Source organism: Streptomyces sp. MMG1121, from assembly GCF_001280015.1.
Lineage (GTDB): Bacteria > Actinomycetota > Actinomycetes > Streptomycetales > Streptomycetaceae > Streptomyces.
Genome location: NZ_LGDV01000199.1, coordinates 26,768 through 49,652 on the forward strand (window position 1 = coordinate 26,768; position 22,885 = coordinate 49,652).

The window sequence follows — 22,885 nt, forward strand, 5'->3', positions numbered from 1 at the left end:
CGCTGTGCCGGGTCCGCCCGGCCCTGGAGGTGCTGATGCGTCGCGTCCGTTATGAATCCACCGGCGGCCCGCTGTTCCTGGAGGAGGCCCCCGTCCCCGAGCCCGGCCCCGGGGAACTGCTGGTGCGCTGCCAGGCGGTCGGCGTCACCCTGCCCGTGGTCCGCAAGGTCACCGAGGCCGCCGAGCCGATCGCACTGGGCGGCGAGGTCGCCGGCGAGGTGGTGGCGACCGGCGAGGGCGCGACCCGCTTCCGGCCGGGCGACCGGGTGACCGGAATGTGCTTCGGCCACGGGTACGCCGACTTCGCCCTGCTGCACGAGGCCATGGCCTCCCCCGTCCCCGACGACGCCTCCGCCGTGGACGCGATCGCGCTGGTGCGCAGCGGCCTGGTGGCGTACGGAGCACTGGAGGCGGCGCGGCCCGCCCCGGGCGAGGCGGTCCTCGTCACGGCGGCGGCGAGCGGCATCGGGCATCTCGCCGTGCAACTGGCGCGGACCCGGGGCGCGGCCCGGGTGGTGGGGGCGGTGTCCGGCCCGGCGAAGGCGGACTTCGTCCGCTCGCTGGGCGCGGACGACTGCATCCAGTACGCCGACGACACCTGGGGGGAGCCGTTCGACTGCGTACTGGACGCGGTCGGCGGCAGCCTGCTCAGCCCCGCCCTCGCCGCCCTCGCCCCGCACGGCCGGCTGGTCGCCTACAGCTCGGGCGGCGGCACGATACAGGCCTACGACCTGCTGGTGGGCGCCAAGTCGGTGATCGGCTTCCAGATGGCCCTGATCGCGCGCGGCCGTCCCGATCTGTACGAGCAGTGGCGCGAGGAGCTGTGGCGGCTGTTCGCCGAGGGCGCCCTGAAGCCCGCCGTGCACGCCGAGTTCGCGCTGGAGGACGTGGCGAAGGCGCACGAGGCGATCGAGACGCGGGCCAACCTCGGCAAGGTGGTCCTGCGCCTTTAGCGGACGCTTGTACTGCACGCTTCTTGTGGGGCGCCGGGGCCACAACTACCGTCGGTGGGGCGCACGTTGGACATGGGATGTCCACATGTCCAGATGTCCGGCCGACGAAGGGCAGGTCGCACCATGCCGTCAGGTCTTCGCGCCCGTCTCAGATCCGTACTCGCCCTCGTATGCACGACAGCGGCCCTGCTCGTGGCGCCGCTCGTCTCACCCCACCCCGCACATGCCCAGACCCCGGCAAAGGCAGCCGTGTTCGATCAGCAAGTCCTGTTCAAGGCGTCCCAGGATCCCGGCTTCGCCTGTTTCCGGATACCGACGATCGTCAAGGCGGCCGACGGCACGCTGCTGGCGTTCGCCGAGGGCCGCGTCCTCAACTGCGGGGACGCCACCGACATCGACATCGTGCTCAAGCGCTCCACCGACGGCGGCCGCACCTGGGGCCCGCTCCAGGTGGTCAACGAGGGCGGCGGCGACACCCACGGCAACCCGGCGCCGATCGTGGACCGTGACACCGGCCGGGTCTGGCTCGCGGAGACGTACAACACGGGGCGTACGGACAGCGCCAGTTGCTCGGTGCCCTGCGACCGCACCCCGCATCTGCAGTACAGCGACGACAACGGTGTGACCTGGTCCGCGCCGCGCGATCTGAGCCCGGAGATCCTGCCCTCCGCCTGGAACTCCTGGTATGCGACCGGACCGGTGCACGGCATCCAGCTCACCCACGGCCGGTACGCGGGGCGGCTGGTCTTCGGGGTCAACGCCGAGAGCTGGGACGGCACCCGGATCACCGCCAACCACGCGGCGCTGATCGTCAGCGACGACCACGGCGGCCACTGGCGGATCGGCGCCCAGGACACCTGGCCCATCGCCGAGGACGGCACGTTCCGGCAGAAGCCGTCCGAACTCACCCTGGCCGAACGTGCCGACGGCTCGATCCTGGTCAGCGGGCGGGAGCAGGACGGCACCGACCTCGGCCACCGCACCCAGGCCGTCAGCCGCGACGGCGGCTCCAGCTTCACCGCGCCCTTCCGCGATCTGCCGGATCTGTACGCCCCGATGGTGCAGGGTTCGCTGCTGCGGCTCGGCGACCGGCTGCTGCTCGCCTGCCCCGCCGACCCCGACCGGCGCCGCACGATGATGATCCGCTCCTCCTACGACGGCGGCCGCACCTGGGACAGCGTGGACCGCGGCACGGTCGTCACCACGGACTGGTCCGGCTACTCCGACCTGGTGCGCGTCGCCGGGGACACGGTGGGCCTGATCTACGAGGGCGGGGCGGTGGACGCGCGCGACGAGATCCGCTTCGCCCGCTTCACCGAGGACTGGCTCGCCCCGCGCCGTGGCCCCGACCCGGTCACCGCCGACCTCGCCCCGCACGCCCGCCCGGCCGCGGTGCTCGGCGGCGCGCGGCAGACGGACGGGGTGTCCGGCGGTGCGCTGGAGTTCGACGGCGTCGACGACGCCGTACGCCTGCCGTACAGCAGCCGGCTGCCGCTGGGCACGAAGGACTTCACGGCGTCCCTGTGGTTCCGGTACTCGGCCGCCACCGGTGAGCAGCCGCTGCTGTGGATGGGCGGGATCGGCACCACGCAGCCGCAGGTGTGGCTGCGCGGGGAACCGGCGAACAACCGGATCCAGGGCCTGATCACCGTGCGGGACGGCGCGGCGGCGCCGCAGACCGCATACGTTCGCACGACTACCGCGTACAACGACGGCCAGTGGCACCACATCGTCCTCCGGCGGGGCGGAGGACAGCTGATGCTGTCGGTCGACGGTACGAGGTCGTCCGTGGCCGACATACCGGGTTCGGTCAGCCGCAACTCCCCCTTCGGCGTGCACATCGGTCAGCGTATGGACAGCCGGGCCTTCTTCACCGGCGCCATCGACGAGGTGCACGTGTGGGACCGGGCGCTCACCGACCGGGAACTGTCGGACCCGAAGGCGCTGCGGTCAGCGAAGGACACGGTGCTGTGGCTGCCCCTGGACCACGTGAGCCGCTGACGTCCCGGGAGCGTCCAGGGCCTCCTCCGGATCACGGGCGCGGCGCTTGGCGATGACCGCGCACACCATCAGCTGCATCTGGTGGAAGAGCATCAGCGGCAGCACGGCGAGGGAGGCGTGGGCGCCGAACAGGACACCGGCCATGGGCAGTCCGGAGGCGAGGGACTTCTTCGACCCGGCGAACTGGATGGCGATCCGGTCCGCCCGGCCGAAGCCGAGTGCCTTGCCTCCGTACCAGCTCAGCAGCAGCATCAGGGCCAGCAGGACGGCCTCGACGGCGAGCAGGCCGCCGAGCCGCGCGACGCTGACCTGGTGCCAGATGCCCTGGGTCATGCCCTCGCTGAAGGCGGTGTAGACGACCAGCAGGATGGAGCCGCGGTCGACCAGGCCGAGGATCTTCTTGTGCCGGGTGAGGAAGCCCCCGACCCAGCGGCGCAGCAGTTGCCCGGCGAGGAACGGCACCAGCAGCTGGAGCACGATCTTCACCAGCGAGTCGGTGGAGAACCCGCCGCCGCTGTTGCCGAGCAGCGCCGCCGCCAGCAGCGGGGTGATCAGTATGCCGGCCAGGGAGGAGAAGGAGCCCGCGCAGATCGCCGCGGGCACGTTGCCACGGGCGATCGAGGTGAACGCGATGGACGACTGGATCGTGGACGGCACCAGCGTCAGGAACAGCAGGCCCTGGTAGAGCGGCTGGGTCAGCAGCGTCGGCACCAGGGCCCGGGCGGCCAGCCCGAACACCGGGAAGAGCACGAACGTGCAGACCAGCACGGTGACATGGAGCCGCCAGTGGCGCAGCCCGTCCAGCGCCTCCCGGGTGGAGAGGCGGGCGCCGTAGAGGAAGAAGAGAAAGGCGATCGCGGCCGTCGACGCTCCCGAGGCCACGTCGGCGGCGGTTCCCCGGGCCGGCAGGAGCGCGGCCAGGCCCACGGTCCCGAGCAGCAGGACGATGTACGGGTCGATCGGCATCCAACTCGGCCAGCGCAGGCGTGTCACGGTGCTCCGATTGCTGTGTGTGGTCGGTAGGGGGCTGTGGCTGTCGCTTCTTGGTCGGTGGTAGTCGCTGAATGTCTTGTTGCTTTCAGGTTGCTCTCGGGCTCGCAGGAGCCCCCTCCATCGTCCCCTGTGCCACGCTGATCGGGAATCCCGTACACCACTCTGACTGTCATCATGTATCGCGATAGCGGGCTAGGCTGGTCCCGTGTACGACCCGACGCATCTGCGCACCTTCCTCGCCGTGGCCCAGACGCTGAGCTTCACGCAGGCCGCGCGCCGGCTCGGGCTGCGCCAGTCCACGGTCAGCCAGCATGTACGCCGGCTCGAGGACACGACCGGGCGGCAGCTGTTCACCCGGGACACCCACTCGGTGGAGCTGACCGAGGACGGCGAGGCCATGCTCGGTTTCGCCCGGCGGATCCTTCAGGTGCACGAGCAGGCGACCGCGTTCTTCACCGGCACCCGGGTACGCGGGCGGCTGCGGTTCGGCGCGTCGGAGGACTTCGTCCTCACCCGGCTCCCGGAGATCCTGGAGAGCTTCCGCCACGACCACCCCGAAGTCGACCTCGAACTGACCGTGGAGCTGTCCGGCACCCTGCACGAGCAGTTGGCCGCCGGAAAGCTGGACCTCGTGCTCGCCAAGCGCCGCCCCGAGGACCCCCGGGGCGAGCTGGTCTGGCGCGACGACCTGGTGTGGATCGGCGCCGACCGGCTGCGCCTGGACGCCGACCGGCCCGTCCCGCTGATCGTGTATCCCCCGCCCGGCATCACCCGTGCCCGTGCGCTGGAGGTGCTGGAGAAGGACGGCCGGCCGTGGCGGATCGCGTGCACCAGCGGCAGCCTCAACGGCCTCATCGCGGCCGCCCGCGCCGGGCTCGGCGTGATGGCCCACTCGCGACACCTCATCCCGCCCGGCCTCACCCGCCTCCCGGACCGCTCCGGCCTGCCCGACCTGGGCAAAATCGACTTCGTCCTCGTCCACGGCCGCCGCCACGGAGCGGCGGAGGAGGCCGCGAACGCACTGGCGGCGGCGATCCTGGCGGGCGGCGAACGGCTACGACGGCGCGTGGGCTGACGCGCTCAGCGAGACACCGGATACGTCAAGTCCTTGACCCTGCGCAGGAACGGTGTCGTTTCCACGTGCTGGACGCCCTCCAGGTGGCCGAGGGGGCCGCTGAGATAGGCGTACAGGTCGGCCGTGCTGCGAGTGAGGGCGGTGGCGACGAGGTTGGAGGGGCCCGCTGTCGCCGAGACGTGGGCGATCGGTCCGTGGGCGGCCAGGGCCCGGCCGACTGCGGACAGGGCGGCCGGGGCCGCGGTGATCCACAGGACGGCGGCGACGGGACAGCCGAAGATCTCCGGCCGGTACTCGACGTCGAGGTAGATCGCGCCGGAGGCCAGCAGCGCCGCCAGCCGGCGTTTGACGGAGGACTCTGAGCGGCCGGTGGCGCGCTGGAGTTCGGGGTAGGTGGCGCGGCCGTCGCGTTCCAGGGCGGCCAGCAGCGGCTCGTCGTCGGCTTCGAGGCGGGTCCGGCCGGGCTGCGGGGCGGGCAGGCCCGGGCGCAGCGCCGCGATCTCGTCGTCGGTGAGCGCGCCGAACTTGCGGATCCAGCCGTCGACGCCGCCGTAGAAACGGTGCAGCAGCTGGTGGGCGCGGATCTCGACCACGCTCGGGGTGCGCGGCAGTTTGCCCAGCAGCAGATCGTCGTGGTCGCCCGGGCGGCGCGGCCGGGTCAGGCACATCACCTCGGTGCCGCCCGAGGCGAGGCCGATCCAGGAGGTGTCGGGGCGTTTGGCCAGGGCCTCGCCGAGCGCCAGGGCGCTGTCGGGGGCGCAGCGGACGCGCAGCATCCACTGGTCCTGGCCCAGTACGTAGGCGTCCCGTACGGCGAGGACCCGTACGCCGCCGGTCGCGGCGAGCCTGCGGTAGCGGCGGGCGACGGTCTGGTCGGAGACGCCGAGCACCGCGCCGATCCGGCTGAAGGAGGCCCGGCCGTCCACCTCCAGCGCCGACAGCAGGCGCAGGTCCAGTGCGTCGATGACGTCGGATTCCATCTCCGGCACCAGGTCCTCCATCGGATTCCGTCAGGCGTGGGGTGCTGAGCGGTCCGATCAGCCCTGTCACGGTCATCGTACGGAGCGATAAGCCGACTGGTGCAGGGATTTTGGGAGGACTCGACATGCGGAGCTGGGGGACGCTCACGGCCGTGTGCCTGGGCACGTTCATGCTGCTGCTGGACGTGACGATCGTGGTGGTGGCGCTGCCGGACATGGCCGGATCGCTGCACGCGTCGCTGGGTGATCTGCAGTGGGTGGTCGACGGATACGCGCTCGCGCTGGCCGCGCTGCTGCTGGGAGCGGGGGCCGCCGCCGACATCCTGGGGCGGCGCCGGGTGCATGTGACGGGCGTGGTGCTGTTCGCGGTGGCGAGTCTGCTGTGCGGGCTCGCGTCGGGGCCGGACACGCTGGTGGCGGCGCGGGCACTGCAGGGCATCGGGGGCGCGGCGATGTTCGCGACGACGCTGCCTTTGCTGGGCTCCGTCTACCGGGGGCGGCAGCGCTCGGCGGCACTCGGGGTGTGGGGCGCGGTCAGCGGCGGGGCCGCGGCGGTCGGGCCGGTGCTGGGCGGGCTGATCACCGAGGGACCGGGCTGGCGGTGGATCTTCTTCGTGAACCTGCCGGTGAGCGTGGTCGCGGTGTGGCTGACGCTCCGTGCCGTCCCGGAGTCCCGCGGTCCGCGCGGGATGAGCGTCGACTGGGCGGGTACGGCTGCCTTCGCGCTGTTCGCGGGCGGTGCGACGTACGCCGTGGTGCGCGCCGGCGAGGACGGCTGGACGTCGGCCGCGACGCTGACGGCGTTCGCCTCGGCCGCGCTGGCGCTGGTGGTGTTCGTGCTGGTGGAACGGCGGGTGGCGCATCCGTTGCTGGACCTGTCGCTGCTGCGCCGGCCGGCGTTCGTCGGCGTGATGCTGGGCGGGTTCACGTTCAACGGGGTGGCGTTCGCCGGGATGGCCTATCTGTCGATCTGGATGCAGAGCCTGCTGGGCCTTTCGCCGGTGCGCGGCGGACTGACGCTGCTGCCGATGACGGTGGCGTCGATGCTGGTCGCGGTGCTGGTGGGGCGGCTGCTGCACGGGGCGCCGGCCTGGCTGACGGTCGGCGGCGGGCTGCTGCTCATCGCCTCGGGCACCCTGTGCCAGGCGGTGCTGGACGCCGGTTCGGACTGGACGGCGCTGGTGCCGGGGTTCGTGCTGGTCGGCGTCGGCACCGGGTTCGTCGCACCGACCGTGGCCGGGGCGGCGCTGGCGGCGGTGCCGCAGGAGCGGGCGGGGATGGCGGGCGGCGCGGTGAACACGGTCCGCCAGCTCGGGTACGCGCTCGGCGTGGCCGTCTTCGGCACCGTCCTCACCTCACGGATGACCGGCACGCTGCCGAGCGGCGCGGCCCACGCGCTGGCCGGCGGCGGAGCCGGGGCGCTGCGCGGACACGTCCCGGAGCACACGCTGCGCACCGCGTTCGCCTCGGGCCTGAACGGCGCGCTGGTGGTCGCGGGGCTGGCGGGAATGGTCGCGGCCGCCCTGGTCCTGCTGCTCGTACGGGCGGGGCGGCCCACGGCGCGTCCCGAGTCGGGCACGGTGCAGGACAAGCCGGTGGCGGTGCACCACTGACGAGGGCGTACGGCGGCGGGGGCGGCTCGGGGAGCATGATGACTCCCGGGGCCGCCCTCGCCCCTGCGCGCGCTCGTGCGCCGACCGTCCCGAGGGGCGCCGTAGGCCGTAATCGGCCCGTACAGATTCGGTGGAGATTACGGTACCGAAACTTACCGACCCGTAAGTATTGTGTCCGGCCCTTCCCCATGTGCGGGCATTTTCCGGGCACCTCCCAGGGGAAACGTGAGGTATGCGCGGTTAACCACCCCCTCCCGCCCGGTGACGCCGTGGGGTAGCTTTCACCGCGCTGTGCCGAGCATCACGGGCGTGACCAAGCAGCGAGGATGCAGCGAGGATCGGGGAGCGAGGTTTTGCGCGAGTTCACCAACCCGCCGTTGGCGTCGGCGCCGCCGGTGGGCGGCCTGGCCGACATGGTCTTCGAGCATGCCCGGACGGACCCCACGCATATCGCCCTCGGCCGTAAGGACGCCGCCGGGCAGTGGCGGGACGTGACCGCCGCCGAGTTCCGCGACGAGGTCCTGGCCCTCGCCAAGGGCCTGCTCGCGCGCGGCATCCGCTTCGGCGACCGCGTCGCGATCATGTCCCGTACCCGCTACGAGTGGACCCTGTTCGACTTCGCGCTGTGGACCATCGGCGCCCAGGTAGTGCCCGTCTACCCCACCTCCTCGGCCGAACAGTGCTTCTGGATGCTCTACGACGCCGAGGTGTCCGCGGCGATCGTGGAGCACGAGGACCACGCGATGACCATCGCCACCGTCATCGACCGCCTCCCACAGCTGCGCCAGCTGTGGCAGCTGGACTCGGGCTGCGTACGGGAGCTGTACGACGCCGGCGCGCATCTGGACGACGAGATGGCGCACCGGCACCGGCAGGCCGTCACGCCGGACTCGGTCGCCACGATCATCTACACCTCGGGCACCACCGGCCGCCCCAAGGGCTGTGTCATCTCGCACGGGAACTTCATGTACGAGGCGGACACGATGATCCAGCGGTGGCAGCCGGTGTTCCACACCAAGAAGGACGACGAGGCGTCCACGCTGCTGTTCCTGCCGCTCGCGCATGTCTTCGGGCGGATGGTGGAGGTCGCCGCGATCCGCGGCCGGGTGCGTTTCGGGCACCAGCCGCAGCTGCACGCCGCCGCCCTGCTGCCCGATCTGGCCGCGTTCCGGCCGACGTTCATCCTGGCGGTGCCGTACATCTTCGAGAAGGTGTTCAACGCCGCCCGCCGCAAGGCGGAGAAGGACGGCAGATCCGGGCCGTTCGAGAAGGCGGTGGACGTCGCGGTGAAGTACGCGGAGGCCGTCGAGGCGAAGGCATGGGGCACCGGACCCGGCCCGTCGGCGGGGCTGCGCATGCAGCACCAGTTCTTCGACAAGGTCGTCTACGCCAAGGTCCGCGCCGCGATGGGCGGGCGGATCCGGAACGCGATGTCCGGCGGTTCGGGGATGGACCGCCGGCTGGGGCTGTTCTTCGCGGGCGCGGGTGTGCAGATCTACGAGGGCTACGGCCTGACCGAGTCGACGGCCGCGGCCACCGCCAACCCGCCGGAGCGCACCCGCTACGGCACGGTCGGCCAGGCCATCCCCGGGGTGACCGTGCACATCGCGGACGACGGGGAGATCTGGCTGCGCGGCGGCAACGTCTTCCAGGGCTACCTCAACAACCCCAAGGCCACCGACGAGACCCTGCACGACGGCTGGCTCGCCACCGGCGACCTCGGCACGCTGGACGAGGACGGCTATCTGACCATCACCGGCCGCAAGAAGGAGATCCTGGTGACCTCCGGCGGCAAGAGCGTCTCCCCCGGGGTGCTGGAGGAGCGGGTCCGTGAGCATCCGCTGGTCAACCAGTGCATCGTCGTCGGCAACGACCGGCCCTACATCGCCGCCCTGGTCACCCTCGACCAGGAGGCCGTCGAGCACTGGCTGCAGATGCGCGGCAAACCACGGATGACCCCGGCCCAGCTGGTGCGCGACGCCGACCTGGAGACGGAGGTGCGGCGGGCGGTGGTCGCCGCCAACACGCTCGTCTCGCAGGCCGAGTCGATCCGGACCTTCCGCATACTGGCGCAGCCGTTCACCGAGGAACACGGCCTGCTCACACCGTCGCTGAAGCTGAAGCGGAAAGCGATCGAGAAGGCGTACGGCAACGAGGTGGAGGCCCTCTACCAGACCTGACACCTCGTCACCTGATCACCCCTTCCGTGTCACTTGACCGTCACGCGGAAGATCTTGTCGGATCCGTCCGCGGCACCTCCGTTGTTGTCGCAGTTGGTGGTGGACAGCCACAGCTCGTCGGCGCCCGGCACCTTGGTGACCGTGCGCAGCCGGCCGTAGGAGCCGACGTAGTACGCGGTCGGCGTGCCGACGTTCTCGGTGTCGCCGTTGATGGGGATGCGCCACAGGCGTTCGCCGCGCAGGGAGGCCATGTAGACGACGTTGCGGACGATCGCGATGCCGCTCGGCGAGGCCTCGTTCACGTTCCAGGTGGCCTTGGGGTTGGTCATGCCGGCGACGCTGCAGGTGCCCTCGCAGGTCGGCCAGCCGTAGTTGGCACCGGGCTTGATGAGGTTGAGTTCGTCCTTGGAGCTGTTGCCGAACTCGGCCTCCCACAGCCGCCCGTTGCGGTCGAAGGCGAGGCCCTGCGGATTGCGGTGGCCCAGGGAGTAGACGTAGTTGCCGAACGGGTTGCCGGGGGCCGGCTTGCCGTCGGTGGTCATGCGCAGGACCTTGCCGTTCAGGGAGTTCTTGTCCTGCGCGAGATCGGGCGTCTGGGCCTCTCCGGTGGAGACGTAGAGATAGCCGTCGGGGCCGAACAGGAGGCGGCCGCCGTTGTGGTAGCGGTTCTTCTTGATGCCCTGGAGCAGCACCTTGTAGTCGCCCAGCTTGGTGCCGTCGTAGGTCATGCGCACGACCCGGTTGCCCTCGACGGCGGTGTGCATGAAGTAGACGTAGTGGTTCGTCTCCCACTTCGGGTCGACCGCGACGCCGAGCAGACCGCCCTCGCCATTGGTGGTGACGGCGTTGGGGACCGTACCCACCTGCGTCTTCGTCCCGCTCTTGGTCAGCTTCCACACCCGGAAGCCGTCCCGCTCGGTGACCAGGGCGCTCTGGCCGTCGGGCATCCAGTAGGTGCCCCAGGGGATGGTCCAGCCGGTGGAGAGCGTCGCGATGGAGGAGGGGACTCCGCCGTCGTCCGCGGCGCAGGCCTTGGTGGTGAAGGCGACCGTGTTGCCCGGTGGCGAGACATTGCCGGCGGCGTCGCGGGCGACGACGTTCAGGCTGTACGGGCTGTTGCAGGCGAGCCCGGTGAGCGTGGTGGACGTGCCGCTGGTGACGGTCTTGTAGACGGTGCTGCCGCTGCGTATGTCGTAGGCGGTGACCGCACGGTCGTCGGTCGAGGCCCCCCAGCTGAGATCGACGGTGTTGGACGTGACGGCGGCCGTGCGCAAGGTACCGGGCGCGGTCGGCGGTGTGGTGTCGGAGCTGGGCTTGGTCGTGCAGTCGACGACCGGGCTGGCGGGCGAGGTGTTGCCCGCCGCGTCACGGCCGATGACCGTGAGGTCGTAGGTGGTGTTCGGGGTGAGCCCGGTCAGCGTCCGGGTGGTGGTGTCGCCCGGTGCCTCGCCGATCTTGTTGCCGTGCTCGTACAGGTCGTACGCCGCGACCCCCGTGTCGTCCGTCGACGCACCCCAGGACAGGGTCAGCCGGTCCTCCCCGATGTCCGAGCAGGAGGGTTGCCCGGGGCGGCTGGGAGCCTGGGTGTCGGTCGCGGCGGCGAGGCTCACGCGGTCCAGGTTGGGCCCGCCGTCGGCCGTGGTCGCAGTCGCCCGGATCTTGTGCGTGCCCGCCGCCAGCGTGACGCTGACGGCCTTGGTCGCCCAGGTGTTCCAGTCGGCGGTGGCCGGGAAGGAGACCGCGGGCGCCACGACGGTGCCGTCGACGGAGAGGTCCATCGGCCGGTCGACGGAGGTGCCGTTGGCGTACCGCAGGATGACCGACGCCGGGCCCGCGGCGGCCGCGGAGACCGTGAACTCCACATAGGAGCCCTTGACGTTGGTGTAGTCGACGAAACCGGTTCCGGTGTAGCCGGTGTGGTTGGTGGCGACGGTGCCCTGGGAGATCAGGGCGTCCTCGGCCTGGTAGTCGCCGGCCGCGAGGGCGGTGCCCTGGTTCAGTGCGGCCAGCGGCAGTGCGAGCACCGCGGCCAGGCCGTAGGGCAGAACTCTCCTGATGTTCATGGCTGTTGTTCCCCTCAGCCCGTGTACCGGGCGAAGACCTTGAGGTAGTCGTACGCCTGCTGCGACACACCGCTGCAGGAGTCGCCGTCGGTGCCGGAGCCGCAGGCCCGGTCGCGGTTGACGGCCCAGTAGGTGAGGCGGCCGATGTGGTGCTGCTGGGCGTAGCCGAGCATGGTCGCGAAGTCGGCGACGCGGACCCGCTCGCCGGAGTCGTCGGTCCTGCCGTTCATGGACGACAGCCCGATGTGGGCGTAGGCGGTGGCGTCGCTGTAGCCGTAGGCCGACTTGACCCGGGCCTTGAGGCCCTCCATCGCCCGGGTGGTGAGGGTGCCCATGTTCGTGGTGCCGCCGCCGAAGTCGAACGGCATGACGCACCAGACGTCGTTCTGCAGACCGGACGCGGCGGCGCGCTTGATCATGTCGACGCCGGTCGCGTCGGGGCCGCCGGTGGTCGTGCCGAAGGTGATGACGGTCTTCAGGCCGGGGTTGTTCGCCTTGACCGTCTTCAGCGCGTCGACGACGCGTTGCCGGACGGTGGCGCTGGACCACTCGGTGTTCTCGATGTCGATGTCGAGGGCCTTCAGCCTGTAGGCGTTGATGACCTTTTGGTACGCCCCCGCGAGTGCGGAGGCGTCGGCGCACTTCTCGCCGAGCTTGGCGCCGCTCCAGCCGCCGACGGAGACCACCACGTCACCGCCGGCCGCCCGGATCGCGTTGATCTTCGCCTGGTCGTCTCCGCCGGTCAGCGGGCGCGAGCCGTCCCACTTGGGGGTGCAGCCGCCGTCGGACAGGACGAAGGCGAGGGTGAACCACTTGACGCCGGTCGCCGACATCACCGAGGTGGGGTCCTGCGGGTTGCCCCAGCCCAGGTACTCGTAGGGGGCGACGGCGAAGCCCGGCGAAGCCGCCGCCGGCCTCGCGGCGCCGGCCGGCTTCACCCGGATGAGGCGGGTCTCCCCCGGGCGCAGGGTGGCGCTGTAGGAGCCGGCGACCGTGCCCTTGTGGGCGCCGGACCACAGGTCGGTGACGTCGCCGGAGCCGGTGAAGCCGATCTGGGACCAGTTCACGCCGACCGCGGCGGAGCCGGAGGTCCCGGTGTTGAACAGGGCCACCACATAGGCGCCGTCGCTCTCGCGTTTGCTCCAGACCTGCTGGGCGCCGCTGTTCACCACCCGCTTCGCCGCGACGCCGTCCTGGTCGACGCCGATCAGCCGGTCGTTGGTGAGCATCGCCTTGTCGACCGGGTCGAGGTGGGTGAGGTCGGTGCCGAGGAGCAGCGGTGCTGCCGCCATCGACCACAGCGTGAACTGCGAGCGGCGCTGGTCGGAGCTGAGCCCGGCCCGGTCGCCGTTGCCGATCTCCAGGGAGTCGAGGTCGTTCCAGCCGCCGGGACCGGCGTACGGCTGCCAGGAGGCCGCCGAGTCGAAGCGTTTGGTGACATGGGACCAGTCGGTGAGCAGATAGCCGCTGCCGTCTGGGCCCGGGCCGCAGTAGCACTCGACGTCGCCCTGGGTGCGCCAGCTGTTGGCGAGCGTGCGCCAGGTGGTGGCGTGGTCGATCGGCAGGTTGTTGGACAGGGCGAAGGTGATCGGCCGGCCGGTGGCGCGCAGGGCCTCGTCCCAGGCCTGGACGTCGGCGACGTCCTGGCTTCCCACGCCGTCGATCTTCAGGTAGTCGACCCCCCACGAGGCGAACTGGCGGGCCCAGGAGTTCACGAACTCCTGGGCGCCGGGCTTGGCGTAGTCGAGGGCGTACATGTTCTTGCAGTTGTAGTTCTTCTCCGTCTTCGAGGTGTCCGCGATGTCCTTCGCGTGATACGACGTGCCCTCGACCGGGGTGTTCTCCAGGACGGCGTTCTTCGCGATGCCGGGGGTGACGTAGAAGCCGAACTTCAGGCCCTTGGCGTGGACGTAGTCCGCAAGGGACTTGATGCCGTCCGGGAACTTGGCGGGGTCGGCGCTCCAGCGGCCGTGGCCGTCGACCACGAAGCCGTTGCCGTCGCACTTCTGCCAGAAGTCGTCGAGGTTGACCTGGACGAAGCCGTGCCGGGCCAGACCGGACGAGACCAGGGCGTCGGCCTGGGCCTTGATGGTGGCCTCGGTGGGCTGCCGGCGTACGAAGCTCCAGCTGCTCCAGCCCATGGCGGGCCGGGCCGACTGGCCGTTGTCGGAGGCGGCCGCGGGGTGCGCGGTGCCCATGAGGGGTACGGCGGCGGCGACGAGCAGGCCGGCCGCTGCCGCCGTGAGGGTGCGGAGCCGGTTCATGGACGGTGTCCCTCCTTCACGGCGGGTGTGGCGTAGGCGGTGCCGATCCAGGCCTCGTCGATCCGCAGCCGCTGGTAGCGGGTGGTGTCGGTGGCGGCGGCCCAGGTGGAGTCGACCTCCAGTCGGACGTAGCGGGCGGTGGCGCCGGTCAGGCCGACGCTCTGCACACCGCGGGCGCTGGGGAGTTGACCGCTCTTGACGGCGCTGCCCCAGTGGGTTCCGTCGCTGCTGAGGAACACCTTGTACGCCTTGATCCGCGCGGACTGCTCGGTGGCGGAGCGGGCGTAGGCGACGGAGTCCTCGCGCTGGTTGAGCCCGAGGTAGCGGACCTTCTTGGCCGAGCCGAGGTCGAAGGTGAGGGTGACGGGCAACGTCTTGTCGTTGTCCCAGTAGGTGAGGTAGTCGCCGTCGCCGGCGGCTGATGCGGGGTGGCCGCTCGCGGAGGCGCCCGCGCTCACCGTGACGCCGGTCGCGATGCCCTGGCGCCCCGCGGTGATCACCTTGAAGACCGTGTCGTACGGATCCCAGCCACCGAGGCCGCTGAGGGTGAGCACACCACCGGACTGCGACCAGGAAACGGCCTTGCCGGTACGCAGGTCGGTGACCGAGGCGATGCGGTAGCCGTTGTCACGCAGCCGCAGGGTGGAGGTGCTCGGTGGGGTGAGGACGTGGATGTACTGCCGGTTCGGGTCGTCCTTGGCGATGGTGGTGACGCCGTGGGCGCCGTCGTTCCAGAAGCCGGGTGCGAGGCCGCCGTACATGTAGCCGCCGCCCTCGGTGCCGTGCAGGGACTCCCAGATCGGGTCGAGATAGGAGTCGGCGAAGTTGTTGAAGGCGGCTTGGTTCGCCGGGAACTTGCCGTTGACCTGGGCGGTCTCGGCCATCAGGGCCTTGACCGAGGAGCCCGCGTTGGTGACGAGCCGGCCGAGGGTGAGCGAGCGGTCGACCGTGGGGTCGGACCCGTCGTACCACCAGGCGCCGGTCGAGGGCAGTTTGAAGTCGGCCTCGGTGAGGCGGGGCTGGGCGGTGTAGACGGCCTGCGGGTAGTCGTACGCCGGCGTCATGCCCGTCTTCTGCTCATTGCTGATCATGTCCATGATCGGCGTGTCCTCGTTGTTGTTGCTGAGCGTGTAGTTGGGTCGCTTCTGGTAGATCTGCGCATAGAGGTTGTGGCTCTCCCAGTACGCGTTGTCGTTGTCGATCCAGAAGCCGCCGAGGTCCGGGTAGCGGTCCATGACCTCGAAGAAGTTGTCGTACGAGAACTGCCCGAAGCCGTCGCGGGTGGTCAGGTCGACGTTCTTGCCCATGTAGGCGGAGTAGGCGGCCGAGTCGAGCCATTCGTGGCCGCCCTCGTCGTGCCACTGCGGGTCGTCGGTCATGTAGAGGATGACCTTCATGCCCTTGGCCTTGGCGGCCTTGATCAGCTCGCCGAGGAAGTCCCGCTTGGTGGAGCAGGAGCCGGGGATCTTCGACGGCCAGGGGCGGGCGTAGCCGAGCCGGCTGTGGAAGGTCGCCAGCACGATGTACTGCGTGTGCAGTTTCCGGGCCTCGTTCACCCAGTAGTCCGGCGTCCAGCCGCCGTCCGTGACGTCCTTCTCCCAGGCGGCGCAACTGGTGTGCGCGGGGGCGGTGCGCAGCCCCCAGTGCAGGAAGAGACCGCCGACGGAGGCGCGCAGGAAGGCCTGGCGGGGGTTGTCCAGGTCCAGCGGACGGGCCGGCGTCGTGCAGTTCTCGCTCGATCCGCTCCCCGACACCCGCAGCGCGGCGCCGGTGGTGCTGTGGCTGTCGGCCAGGCAGTAGCCCGTGACGTTCTGGAAGCCCACGTCGTGTGGTGACCTGGTGCCCTGCTGCGCGGTGAACCGGGTCAGCCGGACATCGCTCGCCGCGTTGGCGATGACGGCGGGGCGGCCGTCGTCGGCGGCGTACCGCACACCGCTGTCGGTGAACTGTACGCCGTCGACATCGTGCAGATACCAGCCGTACGCGGGCCGGGTCCCGATGCTCTTCGGGTTGTAGTCCTTCGGGTCGTTGCTCGGCACACCGGTGGACATGGTGCCGTTGCCGCCCGGGACCGTGATGTTGACGTGCGTGAAGGTGATCCCGCTGATCCGGTGACCGTTCTCGCCCCACAGGGTCGGGCTGAACGAGGGGCTGTTGCCGGTCGCCGTGATGTTGTCGTACGTGACATCGCTGATCGATCCGACACCCGGACCGTTCCCGCATCGTCTGCGCGTGCCGATCTTCTCCATGATCGGCGAGTGCACGCCGGTCATCGTGATGTCGCGGTAGTGGACGTCGGAGATCTTCGCGCCGTCCATGGAGACCATGCCGAGCCCGGACTTGTCGGCGCCCTCGATGCGGATCTTCTCGAACTGGTAGTCCGAGAAGTCGCCGCAGGTCTCCGAGCCGAACATCAGGGCGTTGCAGCAGCGCGCCGACAGCACCGAATCGCTCACCCGCACATGGCCGCTCGGCAGCTTGGCGCCGAGGGCGTAGTCGCTCTTGAAGACCAGGGCGTCGTCGTTGGCGGAGATGTGCGCGTTGGTGATCGTGGCGTTGGTGGTGGAGATGACGTTCCAGCCATCGCGGTCACTCGCGGTGTCGATGGTCAGATGGTCGGAGACCACGTTCGTGCAGCCGTTGATCAGGGCGGCGAAGTGGCCGCCACGGCGCAGGGTGAGGCCGTCGCCGAGGCGCAGTCCGTCGCAGCGGGTCAGCGAGAGGATCTTGTCGGCCTGACCGGACTTGGGGTTGCCGGTGATCAGGTTGCCCGCGCCGTCGATGACCCCGTCGCCGGTGAAGCCGATGTCGGTCAGCTTGTCCCCGTAGATCATCGCGTTGTGGAAGTGGCTGTGTCCGTAGTCCTGGTACTTGTCGTTCGGGTTGGACTCGGGCGGGTCGTAGGTGTTCGCGGAGGAGCCCTGGATCGTGGCGCCCTTGTCGACCTGGAGCGTCACGTGACTCTTCATGTGGATGGTGTTCTTGGACTCGTAGGTGCCGGCCGGGAAGCGGACGGTACCGCCGCCGGCGGCATTGGCCGCCGTGATGGCCTTGTCGATGGCGGGGGTGTCGTCGGCGGAGCCGTCGCCCTTGGCGCCGTAGTCGCGTACGTCGTACACGGCGGCATGCGGCGCGGCGGGGGGCTGGGCCGCGAGGGCGGCGGGGTGGGCGAGTCCGAGGACGACGGCGAGGGCGCACAGGACGATCGCCGCCGCCCGTCTCGGGCCGGCGAGGTGGGGTTTCACGGGACGGCTCCTCTAGGCGAGTTGGTAGCCACGGAGGTCGGTGAGCAGCAGGTAGGTGTCCTCAAGGGACCCGGAGGTGTCGCCGAGGGAGCGGTATATGCCCCACTTCGGGCGCACCCGGTCGGCGAGGAAGGTGTCGACCCCGGTCCTGGACGTGTCGATGACCGTCGCGGAGCCGCTCTTGAGGATCCAGCGGACGGATCCGGCCGAGCCGTTGCCGACCTTGATCTGGAAGTCGACGTCCGTCCACTTGTCGTGCAGCGGGTCGAGGTCGGTACGGCCGACGAGGATGTCGTCGGTGGCGAGCCGGAGTTCGATGGTCTGCCTGCCTCCCCCACGCCCGGCTTCGCTCGCGCGGGAGGTGCCCCCATCCCTGCGCAGTGACTGCACGACGATCGGCGAGGTGCCGTTGCCGGGCTGCTTCATCTGCATGATGTGGGTGAAGGTGGTCGTGGCCTTGAGGGTGCTCGGGATGTACATCGAGTACGTGATCCGCCAGGTCTGGCCCTCGGTCCACTTCAGATAGCTGTCGGCGCCGGTGCGCAGGCCGGTGACCTCCTGGCGCTGGCGGTCGGTGGAGGTGTCCCGGTCGACGGTGTGCATGGTGAAGCGCCAGTCGTCGCCGGTGGCGAAGATGTGCGGGTGGCCGGCCGGGTGGGAGTGCGCGCGGTCGTCCTCGACGGTCTCGAAGGCGCCGAGCCCGTCGGTGCGCGCCGACGGCGACCACTTCAGCTTCCAGGAGGCGGCGTTGGGGGTACCGCCCGCGCGAGCGAGGCCGAGCGTGGGGGATGCGGAGGCCGGCAGGCCGGTCGTGGCTGCCACGGCACCGCCGAGCGCGGCACCCAGCACAGCTCTTCTGGACGTGCTCATGACACTAGATCACCTCGCAGTTGCTCGTTCATGACCAGGAAGGCCCCGAGCCCATGGAAGTCGTTGGTGGCCCGGGTACGGGCGATGTAGTACGCGTAGTCGCCGACGTTGGTGCCGACGGAGATGTCCGCGAGGTCGGTACGGCCGTCCGTGCCGACCGACAGCCGCGCCAGCACACCCTGGTAGCCGCGCCGGGCCACCGCCTTGAAGTGCGGGTCCAGGTAGCCCTTCTGCGCACCGCGGTCGAGGGCGTAGGCGAACATGCTGGAGCAGGACGTCTCGGTCCAGTTGTCCGTCCGGCCGCCCTTGTCGATGACCTGGAACCAGCGCCCGGACGCCGGGTCCTGGTACTTCTCCAGGGCCGCGGCCAACGTCCGGAAGATGAGCAGCAGTCGGGGCCGCTGCGACTGGTTCGCGGGGATCGCGTCCAGGACGTCGGTCAGGGCCATGGCGTACCAGCCGACCGCCCGGCACCAGTGCTCGGGGGCGAGCCCGGTGGCCGGATCGGCCCAGCTCGCCGACTTCGACTCGTCGTAGGCGTGCCGGAGCAGACCGTCTGCCACCTGGAGGTGATGGCCGTAGACATACAGCTGCCGGGCGGCCTCCTCGTTCGTGTACGCGCTGTCGTGGAACTCCTCGCCGTACTCGACGAGGAAGGGGTTCACCATGTAGGTGCCGTCCGCCCACAGTTGGTGGGCGCGGCTGCTGGTGTCGGCGTGCCAGAACCCTCCGTCGGAGGTGCGCGGATAGCTGCTGAGCCGGTCGCGGATCTTCTGCGCGGCCCTGCGGTAGCGGTCCTGGCCGGTCTCGTGGTGCAGGATCACCAGCAGCCGGCCCGCCTGCATGCTGTCCAGGCTGTTGAAGGACTGGTCGATACTGCCGTCGCTGCTCACGAACCGGTCGACGTAGGACTTGATGTACGACAGCAGACGGGGGTCGTGGGTGCGCCGGTAGACGAGGTACTGGCCGTACAGGTACAGACCCACCGGGTACGACCAGCCGCCGATGGTGGTCGGGGTGTAGCGCGCCATGGTGGAGTCGACGACGGCGCTGGACCAGTCGCGGGTGGCGGCGGGGCGAACGGCGCGGCCGCCCGGGGCGGCGGTCGCCGGGGGTACGGCGGCGGGCAGCGCCACCAGCGTGGCGGTGGCGAGCGTGGCGGCCGTCAGGGCCGCCCGCAGGTGTCGGCGTCTCATGGTCCTCCTTCTCGGTAGGCGTAAGCGGGCCGGTGCGGGGCGGGCGTGGCGTCGTGTGTCAGCGCGTGGACGAGGTGGTGGTCCGGGGCGTGCCGGCAGGCCGGGTCGGTGCGGGCGGCGTCGCCGGTCAGGGCGTACGCCTGGCACCGGCAACCGCCGTGATCGGCCGTGCGCAGGGCGCAGGAACGGCACGGATCGGGCATCCACGCCTCGCCCCGGTAGGCGTTGAAGGCCTCGGACTCCCGCCAGATCCAGGCCAGTTCGCGGTCCTTCACGTTCGGCAGGTCCAGTCCGGGCAGGGTGCCGGCGGCCGGACAGGGCAGCACCGTGCCGTCGGGGGTGACGGTCAGCGAGACGGCGCCCCAGCCGCCCATGCAGGGTTTCGCGATGGCGTCCAGGAGATCGGGGGCGACCCACACCAACTCCAGTGCGTCGCCGAGCCGTTCACGCCAGTGGGCCACCCGGGCGCGGGCGTGTTCGACCTGGGCGGACGTGGGCAGCAGAGCGGCGCGGTTGCGGGCGGCCCAGCCGTGGTACTGGGTGTTCGCCAGCTCGATCCGCTCCGCGCCCCAGTCGAGCGCGAGCCGGATCAGGCCGTCGAGGGCGTCCAGATTGCCGCGGTGCAGGACGGCGTTGAGGCCCAGGGGCAGGCCCGCCGCGCGCACCAGCCGGGCGGCGCGCCCCTTCGCCGCGAACGACCGTGCGCCCGCGATGAGTTCGGCGGCCACGGGGTCCGCGTGCTGCACCGACAGCTGCACACTGCGCAGCCCGGCCCCGGCCAGGGCGGCCAGCCGCCGCTGACCGAGCCCCACCCCGCTGGTGACGAGCTGGGTGTACAGGCCCGCGCCGTCGGCAGCGGCCACCAGGTCCGGCAGATCGCGCCGCAGCAGCGGTTCGCCTCCGGACAGATGGGTGTGGACGACACCGAGGGCGCCCGCCTGACGGAAGACCTCCGACCATTGCCTTGTACTCAACTCGCTTGATCTGCCGATCAGTTCGACGGGGTTGGAGCAGTAGCCGCAGCGCAGCGGGCAGGCGTGGGTGAGTTCGGCGAGCAGGGCCCAGGGGGGCGCGGGGGTCATCTCAGCCAGCCCTCCTTCCGCAACCGGTCGAGGAACACGGGGACTTCGGCGGCAACGGGTGCGGCAGGATGGCGTACCGCCAGCTCGGCGACGACGGCGTCCACGTCGCGGACGCCGTCGCACAGCCGCAGCACCTCACCCGCACCGCCGTCGAGCACCACCACCCGCTCCGGCAGAAGCAGCAGATCGGCGCCCCGGACCCGGTCGCGCCGCAGCACCACGCCCCGGGCGAGGGCGGGCCGCCAGGGGGCGGCGGGTGACGGGAGCAACGGCCATTCGTTCAGGCGGTGTTGCTTCGACTTCGACGACGACGGCGGCCCGTTCATGGATCGCTCCGGTCCACCGCGTCCAGCAGCGCCCACAGCACCTCGCACTTGAACTGCAGTGCGGCCACGGCCCGTTGCTGATCCTCCGGGGTGCGGGCGCGGGCCAGGACCAGGGCGAGGGCCTGTTCGGCGTCGCGGGCGCCCTGGGTGACGCGGCCGTGGAAGTAGGCGAGGCCCGCCGGATCGATCCACGGGTAGTGGCGTTCGAAGGCGGCGATGCGGGTGCGCATCAGGTCCGGGGCGGACAGCTCGGTCAGGGAGGCCGCGACGGCGTCCAGAACCGGACGCCGCCGGCAGAAGGTGACGTACGCGTCCACCGCGAACCGCACCCCGGGCGGCACCCGGGAGGCGTCCCACAGCTCCTCCCGGTCCAGCCCGGCCGCCTCCCCGAGCCGCAGCCAGCGCTCGATGCCGCCGCCCTCCGCGGAGTCGGCGTCGGTGCCGTCCTGGTCGTGGATGCGGCGCAGCCAGGCGCGACGCTCCTCGGGCCGCTCCAGTCCGGCGAGGATCAGCGCGTCCTTGACGGGGATGTGCCGCTGGTAGTGGAAGCGTGCGGCGATCCAGCGGCGCAGTTCGCCGGGGGTCAGCTCGCCGCGGTGCATCCGCTGGTTGAAGGGGTGGCGGTCGTGGTAGCGCGTCGCGGTGACCGCGCGCAGCCGCTCGGTGAACTCGGCGGCCGGCCAGGCGGCGCGGCCGTCGAGAAGTGGGGGTGCCGCGGTCATGCGGCCGGGGGCTCTGTGGGCGGGCGGCGGTCGGCGAGCGCGTAGGCGGTCACCTCCAGTGCGGTCTCCACAACGTGGTAACCAGGGCTTCGCCAGACCTTTTCATCCGATGTCTTCGAGGCGAAGTGGTCCATCCAGGCGGACAGGGAAGGGGTCTCGTTCATGTGTGCGTACTCACTTTCCTGAGGGTGGGGGATCTCAGAAGGGAGCCAAGGGGAAACAGCGGCCATGGTCAGGGCCGGTTCACATGTATGCACCGGGTTCATCGACTCGTCCGGTGGCGCGATACAGAGTTACGGGACGACGCGCCGCGGTCAATGGTCCGGACCGAAAACGTCGGATGCGTTTCCGGCCAATCTCCTCCCCGGGAACTGACTCACCGGTCAGTTGACGCGGATTCCGCGGTCAGGAATGCGACGCGGCCCGTGATCGTTGACGATAGGAGTACGACCTGTTCGACAACCGAAGGATCAAGAGGCTCGTGAGCAGCAAGGTCCCCCCGATCATCCTCAACAACGGCATCGAGATGCCCCAGCTGGGCTACGGCGTCTGGCAGGTGCCGGACGACGAGGCCGAGCGGGCCGTCGCCACGGCACTCGAGGCCGGGTACCGCAGCATCGACACCGCCGCGATCTACGGCAACGAAGAGGGCACCGGCAAGGCCGTCGCCGCCTCCGGCCTGCCCCGCGAGGACGTCTTCGTCACCACCAAGCTCTGGAACGGCGACCAGGGGTACGACGCCACGCTCCGCGCGTTCGACGCGTCGTTGGAGAAGCTGGGTCTCGACTACGTCGACCTGTACCTGATCCACTGGCCGCTCCCGTCCCGCGACAGGTACCTCGACACCTACCGGGCGTTCGAGAAGCTGTACGCCGACAAGCGGGTGCGTGCCATCGGCGTGTCCAACTTCCTCCCCGAACACCTCGAGCGGCTCATCGCCGAGACCTCCGTCGTCCCGGCGGTCAACCAGATCGAGCTGCACCCGCATCTGCAGCAGCGTGCCTCCCGTGAGCTCCACGCGGAGCAGGGCATCGCGACCGAGGCCTGGTCCCCGCTCGGCCAGGGCAAGGGCCTGCTGGAGGTGCCGGCGATCGTCGCGATCGCGCAGAAGCACGGCCGTACGCCGGCCCAGGTCGTGCTGCGCTGGCACGTCCAGCTGGGCAACGTCGTGATCCCGAAGTCCGTGACGCCGTCCCGGATCCAGGAGAACATCGAGATCTTCGACTTCAGCCTGGACGACGAGGACCTCGCGGCGATCAGCGCGCTCAACGAGGACCGGCGCCTGGGTCCCGACCCGGCCACCTTCGACGTGGGCTGACACC

At 70.6% G+C, this 22,885-nt stretch carries 17 protein-coding genes; 6 read left to right on the top strand and 11 right to left on the bottom strand.

Annotated elements, in window-relative coordinates; translation table 11 throughout:
* Positions 1 to 35: 35 nt before the first annotated feature.
* Both ADK64_RS24270 and ADK64_RS24275 read left to right on the top strand, forming a co-directional pair.
* Complete coding sequence (locus ADK64_RS24270; protein WP_053661956.1) at positions 36 to 953, top strand: quinone oxidoreductase family protein; 918 nt, start codon at positions 36 to 38, stop codon at positions 951 to 953.
* 123 nt (positions 954 to 1,076) lie between these two features.
* Positions 1,077 to 2,954 (top strand): sialidase family protein, encoded by a 1,878-nt coding sequence (locus tag ADK64_RS24275; RefSeq protein WP_053661957.1) that lies wholly within the window; start codon positions 1,077 to 1,079, stop codon positions 2,952 to 2,954.
* Here ADK64_RS24275 and ADK64_RS24280 read toward each other — a convergent pair.
* Positions 2,904 to 3,920 carry a bile acid:sodium symporter family protein gene (locus tag ADK64_RS24280; protein WP_420713026.1) on the bottom strand — a complete coding sequence of 339 codons (1,017 nt, stop codon included), beginning with the start codon at positions 3,918 to 3,920 and terminating at the stop codon, positions 2,904 to 2,906. The genes ADK64_RS24275 and ADK64_RS24280 overlap by 51 nt on opposite strands.
* A 232-nt stretch (positions 3,921 to 4,152) precedes the next feature.
* Between ADK64_RS24280 and ADK64_RS24285 the strand changes: the two genes are divergently transcribed.
* Entirely contained in the window at positions 4,153 to 5,022 is an 870-nt protein-coding gene (locus tag ADK64_RS24285; protein WP_053661958.1) for a LysR substrate-binding domain-containing protein, read from the top strand.
* A 5-nt stretch (positions 5,023 to 5,027) separates the two neighbouring features.
* Here the strand turns inward: ADK64_RS24285 and ADK64_RS24290 are convergent, their stop codons facing one another.
* On the bottom strand, positions 5,028 to 6,002 hold the full coding sequence (locus ADK64_RS24290; RefSeq protein WP_078992812.1) for an Lrp/AsnC family transcriptional regulator: 975 nt from the start codon (positions 6,000 to 6,002) through the stop codon (positions 5,028 to 5,030).
* 125 nt (positions 6,003 to 6,127) lie between these two features.
* Between ADK64_RS24290 and ADK64_RS24295 the strand changes: the two genes are divergently transcribed.
* Both ADK64_RS24295 and ADK64_RS24300 read left to right on the top strand, forming a co-directional pair.
* Positions 6,128 to 7,615 (top strand): MFS transporter, encoded by a 1,488-nt coding sequence (locus tag ADK64_RS24295; protein WP_053661960.1) that lies wholly within the window; start codon positions 6,128 to 6,130, stop codon positions 7,613 to 7,615.
* Between the two features lie 353 nt (positions 7,616 to 7,968).
* On the top strand, positions 7,969 to 9,795 hold the full coding sequence (locus ADK64_RS24300) for an AMP-dependent synthetase/ligase (protein ID WP_053661961.1): 1,827 nt from the start codon (positions 7,969 to 7,971) through the stop codon (positions 9,793 to 9,795).
* Positions 9,796 to 9,824: 29 nt separating this feature from the next.
* Here the strand turns inward: ADK64_RS24300 and ADK64_RS24305 are convergent, their stop codons facing one another.
* From ADK64_RS24305 to pqqA, 9 genes are read right to left on the bottom strand one after another with little or no spacing between them, the layout of a single operon-like run.
* Positions 9,825 to 11,858, bottom strand: coding sequence for a PQQ-dependent sugar dehydrogenase (locus ADK64_RS24305; RefSeq protein WP_053661962.1), 2,034 nt, complete (start codon positions 11,856 to 11,858; stop codon positions 9,825 to 9,827).
* A gap of 14 nt (positions 11,859 to 11,872) precedes the next feature.
* Positions 11,873 to 14,122 (bottom strand): alpha-galactosidase, encoded by a 2,250-nt coding sequence (locus tag ADK64_RS24310; protein ID WP_053661963.1) that lies wholly within the window; start codon positions 14,120 to 14,122, stop codon positions 11,873 to 11,875.
* Entirely contained in the window at positions 14,119 to 17,367 is a 3,249-nt protein-coding gene (locus tag ADK64_RS43335) for a glycosyl hydrolase family 28 protein (protein ID WP_234384685.1), read from the bottom strand. The genes ADK64_RS24310 and ADK64_RS43335 overlap by 4 nt, the downstream gene beginning before the upstream one ends.
* Positions 17,368 to 17,379: 12 nt before the next feature.
* Positions 17,380 to 18,237 (bottom strand): heparin lyase I family protein, encoded by an 858-nt coding sequence (locus ADK64_RS24320; protein ID WP_053661964.1) that lies wholly within the window; start codon positions 18,235 to 18,237, stop codon positions 17,380 to 17,382.
* Positions 18,234 to 19,433 carry a glycoside hydrolase family 88/105 protein gene (locus tag ADK64_RS24325; protein ID WP_053661965.1) on the bottom strand — a complete coding sequence of 400 codons (1,200 nt, stop codon included), beginning with the start codon at positions 19,431 to 19,433 and terminating at the stop codon, positions 18,234 to 18,236. The genes ADK64_RS24320 and ADK64_RS24325 overlap by 4 nt, the downstream gene beginning before the upstream one ends.
* Entirely contained in the window at positions 19,430 to 20,515 is a 1,086-nt protein-coding gene (gene pqqE / locus ADK64_RS24330) for a pyrroloquinoline quinone biosynthesis protein PqqE (RefSeq protein ID WP_053661966.1), read from the bottom strand. The genes ADK64_RS24325 and pqqE overlap by 4 nt, the downstream gene beginning before the upstream one ends.
* A complete protein-coding gene (gene pqqD / locus ADK64_RS24335) occupies positions 20,512 to 20,841 on the bottom strand; it encodes a pyrroloquinoline quinone biosynthesis peptide chaperone PqqD (RefSeq protein WP_078992807.1) in 330 nt (109 codons plus the stop codon). The genes pqqE and pqqD overlap by 4 nt, the downstream gene beginning before the upstream one ends.
* A complete protein-coding gene (gene pqqC / locus ADK64_RS24340; RefSeq protein ID WP_053661967.1) occupies positions 20,838 to 21,563 on the bottom strand; it encodes a pyrroloquinoline-quinone synthase PqqC in 726 nt (241 codons plus the stop codon). The genes pqqD and pqqC overlap by 4 nt, the downstream gene beginning before the upstream one ends.
* Entirely contained in the window at positions 21,560 to 21,727 is a 168-nt protein-coding gene (pqqA, locus tag ADK64_RS45190; RefSeq protein ID WP_107093066.1) for a pyrroloquinoline quinone precursor peptide PqqA, read from the bottom strand. The genes pqqC and pqqA overlap by 4 nt, the downstream gene beginning before the upstream one ends.
* Before the next feature lie 317 nt (positions 21,728 to 22,044).
* Here pqqA and ADK64_RS24345 point away from each other — a divergent pair, with 317 nt between their 5' ends.
* Positions 22,045 to 22,881 (top strand): aldo/keto reductase, encoded by an 837-nt coding sequence (locus ADK64_RS24345; protein WP_053661968.1) that lies wholly within the window; start codon positions 22,045 to 22,047, stop codon positions 22,879 to 22,881.
* Positions 22,882 to 22,885: the final 4 nt, after the last annotated feature.